At 58.1% G+C, this 7,886-nt stretch carries 10 protein-coding genes and 2 pseudogenes; 10 read left to right on the top strand and 2 right to left on the bottom strand.

Features of this window, described 5'->3' with window-relative positions; translation table 11 throughout:
* Together ACLD9W_RS11445 and ttcA are read right to left on the bottom strand one after the other, a co-directional pair.
* A pseudogene (locus ACLD9W_RS11445) lies at positions 1-130 on the bottom strand (IS5/IS1182 family transposase); the annotation flags it as partial.
* Between the two features lie 196 nt (positions 131-326).
* Positions 327-1,256 (bottom strand): tRNA 2-thiocytidine(32) synthetase TtcA, encoded by a 930-nt coding sequence (gene ttcA, locus ACLD9W_RS11450; RefSeq protein WP_410842137.1) that lies wholly within the window; start codon positions 1,254-1,256, stop codon positions 327-329.
* 121 nt (positions 1,257-1,377) lie between these two features.
* Here ttcA and ACLD9W_RS11455 point away from each other — a divergent pair, with 121 nt between their 5' ends.
* From ACLD9W_RS11455 to ACLD9W_RS11500, 10 genes and pseudogenes are all read left to right on the top strand, one after another.
* Positions 1,378-2,625, top strand: coding sequence for a lipoprotein-releasing ABC transporter permease subunit (locus ACLD9W_RS11455; RefSeq protein ID WP_410842138.1), 1,248 nt, complete (start codon positions 1,378-1,380; stop codon positions 2,623-2,625).
* Positions 2,618-3,295 carry a lipoprotein-releasing ABC transporter ATP-binding protein LolD gene (gene lolD / locus ACLD9W_RS11460; protein ID WP_410842139.1) on the top strand — a complete coding sequence of 226 codons (678 nt, stop codon included), beginning with the start codon at positions 2,618-2,620 and terminating at the stop codon, positions 3,293-3,295. The genes ACLD9W_RS11455 and lolD overlap by 8 nt, the downstream gene beginning before the upstream one ends.
* Positions 3,296-3,427: 132 nt before the next feature.
* Complete coding sequence (gene metZ / locus ACLD9W_RS11465; protein WP_410842140.1) at positions 3,428-4,600, top strand: O-succinylhomoserine sulfhydrylase; 1,173 nt, start codon at positions 3,428-3,430, stop codon at positions 4,598-4,600.
* 87 nt (positions 4,601-4,687) lie between these two features.
* Positions 4,688-4,891 carry a DUF2788 domain-containing protein gene (locus ACLD9W_RS11470; protein WP_009426330.1) on the top strand — a complete coding sequence of 68 codons (204 nt, stop codon included), beginning with the start codon at positions 4,688-4,690 and terminating at the stop codon, positions 4,889-4,891.
* Between the two features lie 129 nt (positions 4,892-5,020).
* A complete protein-coding gene (locus tag ACLD9W_RS11475) occupies positions 5,021-5,452 on the top strand; it encodes a type II toxin-antitoxin system RatA family toxin (RefSeq protein WP_410842141.1) in 432 nt (143 codons plus the stop codon).
* A complete protein-coding gene (locus tag ACLD9W_RS11480) occupies positions 5,445-5,747 on the top strand; it encodes an RnfH family protein (RefSeq protein ID WP_410842142.1) in 303 nt (100 codons plus the stop codon). Before ACLD9W_RS11475 ends, ACLD9W_RS11480 begins: the two co-directional genes overlap by 8 nt.
* A complete protein-coding gene (gene pth / locus ACLD9W_RS11485; RefSeq protein ID WP_410842143.1) occupies positions 5,744-6,316 on the top strand; it encodes an aminoacyl-tRNA hydrolase in 573 nt (190 codons plus the stop codon). The genes ACLD9W_RS11480 and pth overlap by 4 nt, the downstream gene beginning before the upstream one ends.
* Positions 6,317-6,606: 290 nt before the next feature.
* On the top strand, positions 6,607-7,263 hold the full coding sequence (locus ACLD9W_RS11490) for a hypothetical protein (RefSeq protein ID WP_410842144.1): 657 nt from the start codon (positions 6,607-6,609) through the stop codon (positions 7,261-7,263).
* Positions 7,232-7,615: a hypothetical protein gene (locus tag ACLD9W_RS11495; protein WP_410842145.1), complete on the top strand. Its 384-nt coding sequence runs from the start codon at positions 7,232-7,234 to the stop codon at positions 7,613-7,615. Before ACLD9W_RS11490 ends, ACLD9W_RS11495 begins: the two co-directional genes overlap by 32 nt.
* Before the next feature lie 141 nt (positions 7,616-7,756).
* Positions 7,757-7,886, top strand: a pseudogene (locus ACLD9W_RS11500) (IS5/IS1182 family transposase); the annotation flags it as partial.

Genomic DNA, 7,886 nt, shown 5'->3' on the forward strand with positions numbered 1-7,886 from the left:
GGGTTCTTTGACGATTCAGGTATTGTTCGATCGGCTGCCAATCAATCACCTGATCCAACTTCAATAGTGGGAAGCGGTCGATGTGTTTGGCAATCATGGCTTGGGCGGTTTGCTGGAAGAAGGTGCTCATGGAAAATCCCCTAAATGTCTTGGTGGGAATTTAGGGGATTTTGGGGGGATTTTGCAAAGGTCTCGGCCTCATTCAGACGGCCTCATTCAGACGGCCTCATTCAGACGGCCTCATTCAGACGGCCTCATTCAGACGGTTTTTCAACTGTAAGGGCCGTCTGAAAAGTGTTTTCAGACGGCCTTTGCTCTGTTTGCCGCTATTTGCGGTTGTCGAGGATGTTGAACACTTTGCGCGGCTTGGCGATTTTCACTTCGTCGTCGTCGCGGCCGTCTGAAAAGCGCTCGGGCAGGGTTTCGCTGTCGAAAGCCAAATCGCCGCCGTGTTTCAGGTTTTGCCCGCGCTGCAAGCCTGCGAAATCGAAAAGATCGGTGTCGGCCAGATGCGAGGGGACGACGTTTCGCAATGCGGAGAACATGCTCTCGATGCGGCCGGGAAAGCGTTTGTCCCAGTCGCGCAGCATGTCGCCGATGATTTGCCGCTGCAAATTGGGCTGCGAGCCGCAGAGGTTGCAGGGGATGATGGGGAACTGCTTGATTTCGGCGTAGCGGATAAGGTCTTTTTCCTTCACATAGGCCAGCGGGCGGATAACGATGTGTTCGCCGTTGTCGGACACGAGTTTCGGCGGCATGGCTTTGAGTTTGCCGCCGTAAAACATGTTTAAAAACAGCGTGGCGATGATGTCGTCGCGGTGGTGGCCGAGGGCGATTTTGGTGCAGCCGAGCTCTTTGGCGGTGCGGTAGAGGATGCCGCGGCGCAGGCGGCTGCACAGCGAACAGGTGGTTTTGCCTTCGTCGAGCACGCGTTTGACGGTGGAATAGGTGTCTTCTTCGACGATTTTGTAGGGTACGCCGATGCTTTCGAGGTAGGTGGGCAGCACTTCTTCGGGGAAACCGGGCTGTTTTTGGTCGAGATTGACGGCAACCAGCTCGAAATCAATCGGGGCGGAGGCCTGCAAATGGCGCAGGATGTCTAAGAGGGCGTAGCTGTCTTTGCCGCCGGAGAGGCAGACCATGATTTTATCGCCCGGCTCGATCATGTTGAAATCGTTGATCGCGTCGCCCACAGCATGGCGCAGGCGTTTGTGCAGCTTGTTGTTTTCGTGTTCGGATTTGGGTTTGTTGGACATTTTTATTCGGTTTGGCAAAAAAAGCGCGATTATAGCCCAAACGGCACAGGCCGTCTGAAACGGAGCTTTCAGACGGCCTTTACGGTACAATGCCGCCTTTTATTTTTCACGGTAGGACGCAATGCTTTCAGTGGAAACGTGGATCGGGCTGCGCTATCTTCGGGCGAAGAAGCGCAGCGGTTTTATGTCGTTTATCGGCATCATTTCAATCGTCGGCATCGCCATCGGCGTGATGGCGCTGATTACGGTGATTTCGGTGGTGAACGGCTTTCAGAAAGACGTGCGCAGCCAGCTTTTCAGTGTCGCGCCCCATGCGGAAATCGGTTTTTACGACGCGGGCGGCGGGAGCTGGCAGGATTTGCGCAAGCTGGTGGCGGATAATAAAAACGTGGTCGGATCGGCGCCCTATATCGCCGATCAGGCGCTGTTGGCCAACAACGGCGAAGTGCGCGGCGTACAGATACGCGGCATCGATCCCGCCGAAGAAAAACAGGTGGTCGACTATTGGCGGGACATGCCCTCGGGCGGCTTCGAGAGCCTGCGCCCGGGCGAGTTCGACATCATCCTCGGCAGCGGTTTGGCCGAAGCGCTGGGCGTGGAAACGGGCGGCAAGGTCACCGTGATTACGCCGGAGGGCAACGTTACGCCCGCGGGCATGGTGCCGCGTTTGAAGCAGTTTAATCTGGTGGGTACGGTGAAAACCGGCATCTACGAGCTCGACAACGCGCTGGCGCTCACCCATATCGATGACGCGCAGACGCTTTACCGCCTCGACACGGGTTTTGCCGGATTGCGCCTGAAACTCGCCGATCCGCAGAACGCCCCCGCCGTGGCCGCTTCCCTGCTGCCCGCTGGCGAGCAGGATAAGGTTTGGGTGCGCGATTGGACGTTCAGCAACCAATCCTATTTCAACGCCGTCGAGCTGGAAAAGAAAATGCTGTTTGTGATTATGTTCTTCATCAGCCTCGTCGCCTCCATCAACCTGATTTCCACCCTGATTATGACCGTTACCGAAAAGCAGTCGGCTATCGCCATCCTGCGCACGCAGGGTCTGCCGCCTTCGGGCATCATGAAAATCTTTTTTGTGCAGGGCGCGCTCTTGGGGCTGATCGGCACGGCTTTCGGCACGGTGTTCGGCCTGCTGCTGGCGGCTAACATCGGCGCCATCCTCAAATGGGCGGAAGGGCTGATGGGACGCAAACTCATCGAATCGCAAGTGTATTTCCTCGACTATCTGCCCTCGCACATCGTATGGAGCGACGTTGCCACCATCGTTTCCATCTCCATCGGCCTGTCCCTTCTGGTGACACTCTATCCGAGCTGGCGGGCGGCCAAAACCGAACCTGCGGAGGCACTGCGCTATGAATAATCCCGTATTGGCCTGTGAGGCCGTCTGCAAAAGCTACAACGACGGCGTTTTGGACGTGCAGGTGCTCGACAATCTCGATTTGCAGGTGGACAAAGGGCAAAGCATCAGCATCATCGGCTCGTCGGGCAGCGGCAAATCCACCCTGCTACACATTCTGGGCGGCCTCGACAAACCCACCTCCGGCCGCGTCAGCCTGATGGGCAGCGACCTCTCGCAAATGAGCCAGAAAGATTTGAGCGCCCTGCGCAACCGCCGCCTCGGCTTTGTCTACCAGTTCCACCACCTTTTGCCCGAATTCTCCGCGTTGGAAAACGTGATGATGCCGCTTTTAATCGGTAAAACACCCAAAGACGAAGCACGCAGCCGCGCCCTCGCCATGCTGGAAAAAGCCGGTCTCAAAGAGCGCGTGCAGCACCGCCCCGGCGAACTCTCCGGCGGCGAGCGCCAGCGCGCCGCCATCGCCCGCGCCCTCGTCACCGAACCCGCCTGCCTTCTGGCCGACGAGCCCACCGGCAACCTCGACCGCAAAAACGCGCAAAACGTCCTCGACATGATGCTGGATTTGAAAGCCGAACTGGACACCGCTCTCGTTGTCGTCACCCACGACGACCAACTCGCCGCCCGCTTCGACCGCGTGCTCACCATGACCGACGGCCGGCTGGAAGGATAAGGCCGTCTGAAACCCGTTTTTAACCTCATTGAAACCCGTTTTTCAGACGGCCTCCAACCGCCCCCGCCTTGAAAGCACCCGCAAACAGGCGCAGAATGCCGCCTTTACCCGATTTCACAAACGGATTTTCACATGAACGACACACTCCACCCGCAAACCCTCGCCATTCGCGGCGCAAAAGAGCAAACCCAGTTTAACGAACACAACCAAGCGCTTTTCCTCACCAGCAGCTTTATGTTCGACAGCGCCGCCGACGGCGCCGCCCTCTTCAAAGGAGAAAAACAGGGCTATACCTACAGCCGCACCGCCAATCCCACCACCGCCGCCTTCGCCCGCCGCATCGCCATCCTTGAAGAAGGCGAAGCCGCCGTCGCCACCGCCACCGGCATGGCCGCCGTCAACGCAGCCATCCTCACCTTCCTCAGCGCGGGAGACCATCTGATATGCAGCCGCAGCCTGTTCGGCACCACTGTCGGCCTACTCAACAACCACATCGCCCGTTTCGGCATCGAAATCAGCTACGTTTCACAAACCGACCCCGCAGAGTGGCAGGCCGCCGTGCGCGCCAACACCAAAATGCTCTTTCTGGAAACCCCGTCCAACCCGCTAAACGAAGTGGCCGACCTCGAAAAACTCGCCGCTGTTGCCCACGCGGCGGGTGCGCTTTTGGTGGTGGACAACAGCTTCCTTACCCCCGTTTTGCAGCAGCCGCTGAAATTCGGCGCGGACTTGTCGGTGCACTCGGCCACCAAAGCCATCGACGGCCACGGCCGCGTGCAGGGCGGCGTCATCGTCGGCCGCAAAGAACTCATGCAGCAGGTGCAGATGTATATGAACGCCTGCGGCATGTCCATGTCGCCCTTCCATGCCTGGGTGCTGCTCAGCGGCGTGGAAACCCTGCCGCTGCGCATCGAAAAACAATGCGCCAACGCCGACCGAATCGCCGCCTGGCTGCGCGACCAGCCGCAAGTCAAACACGTCTACCACTCCGGCCTCCCCGACCACCCGCAGGCGGATTTGGTGAAAAAACAGCAGCAGGCGGGCGGCATCGTGCTGGCGTTTGAAGTGAAGGGCGGGCAGGAAGCCGCATGGAAGCTGCTTGACGCGGTCAAAATCTTCTCCAAAACCGCCAACCTCGGCGACGTGCGCTCCACCATCACCCACCCGTGGACAACCACCCACGGCCGCATGAGCCCCGAAGCCAAACTGGAAGCGGGCATCACCGACGGCCTGCTGCGCCTCTCCATCGGCCTTGAAGACGCCGACGACCTGATTGCCGACCTCGAACAGGCGATGAACCGCTAAACCGCCGTTTCAGACGGCCTCAAACAGCAAAAGGCCGTCTGAAAAACAAAATCCCCTACAACACACATCAAACAAGGAAAAAACACCATGAGCGAAGCGGAATTCACTGCCTGGGCAATGCGTATCTGCCTCACCGTCCTCGTTATCTTCCTCGGCTTTATCGTTTACGACCTCGGCAAAAAATCCAATGCCGGCAAATTCGGCATGTTCATCCTCTTCTTCGTCCTCGGTCTCGGCGTCTTCGGCTTCCTGTTCAAAGAACTGCTGATCGGCTTCCTGATGAAGAAATAAGGCCGTCTGAAACCCGCCGTCCGCCACTTTCAGACGGCCTTTCGGGCGCACCGTACCGCCAAAGCGCAATACCGCGCCCGACATTTTCATTCCCGCTATAATCCCGCCTTTTCCGCTCGGCCGCACCGCATGAAAACCGTAGAAAAAAACGTCCTCGTCCCCCACAGCGCGCAGCAGATGTTCGACCTGGTCGACAAAGTCGAAGACTACCCGCAGTTCCTGCCCTGGTACGGCAAAACCGAAATCCTCTCGCGCACGGAAAACCAACTCGAAGCTCGCCTGCACATGGACTACAAAGGCGTGAAACAGTCTTTCGCCACCCGTAACCGCAACATCCCCGGCCGCGAAATCCGCATGGATCTGCTCGACGGCCCCTTCAAAACCCTGCGCGGCTCGTGGCAGTTTGAAGATTTGGGCGGCGACTGCTGCCGCATCGCCTTCAAGCTCGAATACGACTTTGCCAACCCCCTGCTCGCCGCCCTCATCAGCCCCGTGTTCGGCCACCTCGCGGGCAAACTCGTCGAAGCCTTTGTTGCCGAAGCGGGCAGACGCCATGGCTGACATCACCATAGAAATCGCCTACGGCGAAGCGGACAGGCAGTTCCTGCAACGCCTCGCCGTGCCCGAGGGCACCACCGCACGGCAGGCCGTCTTAAACAGCGGCCTTGCCGCCGCCTTTCCCCATGCCGACCCCGCAGCCCCCCTCGGCATCTTCGGCAGGCAGGTCAAAGACGACACCATCCTGCAAAACGGCGACCGCGTCGAACTCTACCGCCCCCTCCTTATCGACCCCAAAACCGCCCGCCGCCGCCGCGCGGCCGAAAGCGCGGCCGACAAAAAAGCGAAAAAACCATGACCATCAAACTCATCGCCGGCCTCGGCAACCCCGGCAGCGAATACGAACACACCCGCCACAACGCCGGCTTCTGGTTTCTCGACGAACTCGCGTGGCAGTGGAAAGCCGTGTGGAAGCATGAAAAAAAATTCTCCGGCCACGTCGCCCGCGTCGCCCGCCCCGAAGGCGAAGTGTGGCTCATCAAGCCCGACACCTATATGAACCTCTCCGGCAAAGCCGTCGGCGCGCTGGCACAGTTTTACAAAATCAAAGCCGAAGAAATCCTTGCCGTCCACGACGAACTCGACATCCCCTGCGGCAGCATCCGCTTCAAACTCGGCGGCGGCAACGGCGGCCACAACGGCCTCAAAGACATCCAGGCCAAACTCGGCACGCCCAATTTTTACCGCCTGCGCCTGGGCATCGGCCACCCGGGCGACCGCAACCTCGTCGTCGGCTACGTCCTCAACAAACCCTCCGCCGCCGAGCGCGAACTCATCGACCGCGCCGTCGCCAAATCCCTCGAAGCCGTCCCCCTCATCATGGCCGCCGACTGGGAAGCCGTTCCCCGCTTTTTGCACAGCAAATGACACGGAGGCCGTCTGAAAACCACCGCACCACGCAGAATCGGCGGTTTTCAGACGGCCTTCCGTTTTCGGAGGAACCTTTTTGGAGATAGCGATGAACAGAAAATCGGGCAAAAAACTATTCCGCACGGGCGCACTGCCGCCGCCGTTCTCCGGCAAACTGTAAAGGCGGGTACACGGCAACACGAAACCCATAAAAAAACAACGGATTGTAAAACCTGCCCCACAGGGTTTTCAGACGGCCTCAAAGGCCGTTTGAAATCCGTTTCACGAAAACAGAAAGAAGCCCCGACATGAAAAAACACCTCTTCGCCGCTCTTCTCTGCACCCTTGCCGCTACCGCCGCTGCCCGACAGTACACCATCGACATCGACGACGGCATCACCGGCAGGGCCGACATCCAAGGCAGCCGCTTCAAGCTGCAATCCATCAACCTCTACCGCAGCCAATGCAAGCTCGAAGGCCGCATCAAAAACGGCGCTTGGCGCGACGGCCAAGGCTGCGTCGTCCGCTTTGCATTCGACGGCCGAAAACAAGACAAACTCACCGTCACCCCCGAAGGCGAATGCAGCCGCTACTGCGACGCGGGCGGCAGTTTCAAAGGCAGATACACCGCCGTCCCCGCCCTGTGCACCCCGCAAGGCAGCAAAGCCGCCGAACAGCGCTTTCAGGCTGCCTACCGCGCCCAACGCTACCCCGAAGCCCTGGAAATCAAAAAACAATACATCGAACAATGCGATCGTTTTGCCACCGACGCATCCCGAATCAAAATCTACAATGATCTGGCCGACAGCTACCTGCACACCGGCGATAAAGCCGCCTGCCGCCGCACCCTTGCCGAGATTGCGTACCGCTTCACGCCCGGAGCCCATCCCTCTTTCTACGCAGGCGAACACTTTCCCCGCGAACAGAAACGCTATGAAGCAACTACCCAAGCCTGCACCGAATAAGACCGCACGGCCAAGGCAGCTGAAACCCGTTGTCCGTTTTCACTTCTTTGAAGCTTCGCTTTCAGACGGCCTCATTATTGTGTTTATTGTTGACGGCTTTCCGATGGCAGACGGCCTGTTTATAGTGGAGCGACACGACAATCTGCGGCATTGCCGCACCTTGCTGCCTTGTATCTATTTATTTTTAATCACTATATCTTCCCTAGGGCGTGTTGACAATCAGCCTTGCGGCGGTATTTTTGGTAAAAATCCACGCCTGCCGCGTCAAAAATGCTCGCAAGATGTCCAATCTTGCTGCGCTTTTTTCCTTGCAGGCGCGAATTTTTCCTCAAAAAACCGCTTCGCAAGCTGAATGTCAACACGCCCTAGTTTGTCTCACTGCATTTTCATGCGCAGCCTCGCAAAGCCTGTACGGCAAAAAATTCAGGCCGAGACCTTTGCAAAATCCCCCCAAATCCCCTAAATTCCCACCAAGACATTTAGGGGATTTCTCATGAGCACCTTCTTCCAGCAAACCGCCCAAGCCATGATTGCCAAACACATCGACCGCTTCCCACTATTGAAGTTGGATCAAGTGATTGATTGGCAGCCGATCGAACAGTACCTGAATCGTCAAAGAACCC

The sequence above is a fragment of the Neisseria sp. WLZKY-1 genome, assembly GCF_046546535.1.
Classification (GTDB): domain Bacteria; phylum Pseudomonadota; class Gammaproteobacteria; order Burkholderiales; family Neisseriaceae; genus Neisseria.

Bases quoted from the DNA above. Each gene is read 5' to 3' on its own strand.
- ACLD9W_RS11495 (WP_410842145.1), top strand. From the start codon at position 7,232: ATGAAGCAACTACCCAAGCCTGCACCGAATAAGACCGCACGGCCAAGG.
- ACLD9W_RS11480 (WP_410842142.1), top strand. From the start codon at position 5,445: ATGGCTGACATCACCATAGAAATCGCCTACGGCGAAGCGGACAGGCAG.
- lolD (WP_410842139.1), top strand. From the start codon at position 2,618: ATGAATAATCCCGTATTGGCCTGTGAGGCCGTCTGCAAAAGCTACAAC.
- ACLD9W_RS11475 (WP_410842141.1), top strand. From the start codon at position 5,021: ATGAAAACCGTAGAAAAAAACGTCCTCGTCCCCCACAGCGCGCAGCAG.
- ttcA (WP_410842137.1), bottom strand. From the start codon at position 1,256: ATGTCCAACAAACCCAAATCCGAACACGAAAACAACAAGCTGCACAAA.
- ACLD9W_RS11455 (WP_410842138.1), top strand. From the start codon at position 1,378: ATGCTTTCAGTGGAAACGTGGATCGGGCTGCGCTATCTTCGGGCGAAG.
- ACLD9W_RS11490 (WP_410842144.1), top strand. From the start codon at position 6,607: ATGAAAAAACACCTCTTCGCCGCTCTTCTCTGCACCCTTGCCGCTACC.
- pth (WP_410842143.1), top strand. From the start codon at position 5,744: ATGACCATCAAACTCATCGCCGGCCTCGGCAACCCCGGCAGCGAATAC.
- metZ (WP_410842140.1), top strand. From the start codon at position 3,428: ATGAACGACACACTCCACCCGCAAACCCTCGCCATTCGCGGCGCAAAA.
- ACLD9W_RS11470 (WP_009426330.1), top strand. From the start codon at position 4,688: ATGAGCGAAGCGGAATTCACTGCCTGGGCAATGCGTATCTGCCTCACC.